Here is a 1,033-nt window from a genome sequence, read left to right as displayed (position 1 = left end):
TAGGTCGAGTTTGAAGTATATAGAACTTTCGATTTTCCAGAGCCCATTCTATATCTTGAGGATATTTATAGTGATCTTCGATCTTGATACAGAGTTTTGCCAATTCTTTAATTAGCTTGGCGGACAGTTTTGGTTTTTCTCTTTTAGATTTTGGAACAAAAATTGTTTCAATTCCTTTTTTACTCCTTACAATCATTTTCTCTTGAGAATTTATATTTTTATCCAAAATATTTAAGGTATCCTTTTCTATTACATAAGTATCAGGAGTAATTTGACCAGAAACCAATATTTCTCCCAATCCCCAAGCAGCTTCGATTACCATTTGGTTTTTGTCTTTGGTCACTGGGTGAACCGTAAAACAAACCCCGGAAGCATCAGACTGAACCATTTTTTGAACCACAACTGCCACCGAAACTGGTGTATGGTTTAATTTTCTCTGGAATCTATAAAATATAGCTCTGGGAGTATAAAGTGAGGACCAACATTTTTTAATATTCTCAATCAAATTTTCTTTAGTGGTATTTAAATAAGTTTCTAATTCTCCGGCCCAAGAATCAATTTTAGAATCTTCAGCTGTTGCCGAGCTTCTCACCGCCACGTATTTTATTCTCAATTTGCCAAACTCTTTTAAAATTTCTTCTTCAATTTTTTTTGGCATCTTCGCTTTCGAAATCAGATCTCTTAATATCTCAGAATTCTCTTCCACCGACTCAATATCTTTAATATTAATTCTATTCCAACTCTTTTTTATTTCTACATTTATATCATTTTCTTCTAAGAATCCTTCAAAGGCTCCAGCTAAAATAATAAAACCATCTGGCACTGGAATTCCAATTTTTATTAATTCTCCCAAATTCGCTCCTTTACCGCCAGCAATTTGAATGTCTTTTTTATCTATTTCTTTAAAATCTTTAATAAATTTCATATTTTAATCTGCTTTTTCATTTGTTTAATTAAAGAATCAACTGCTTTCTCTTTTGACCAATCACCCCAAGGATTAGGAATTTTAATCTTGGCTTTATTTTTTTCAGCG

The 1,033-nt window shown here is 32.0% G+C and carries 1 protein-coding gene; it reads right to left on the bottom strand.

What is annotated here, in order from left to right; genetic code table 25:
* On the bottom strand, nt 1-925 hold a 925-nt coding region (locus GW846_06640), incomplete at its 3' end, for a phosphoenolpyruvate synthase (protein NDK10422.1).
* Between the last annotated feature and the right edge of the window lie 108 nt (nt 926-1,033).

The organism is Candidatus Gracilibacteria bacterium (assembly GCA_010119145.1).
Taxonomy (GTDB): domain Bacteria; phylum Patescibacteriota; class Gracilibacteria; order BD1-5; family UBA6164; genus JAACSU01.
This window is presented reverse-complemented; position numbering and strand designations above follow the sequence as displayed.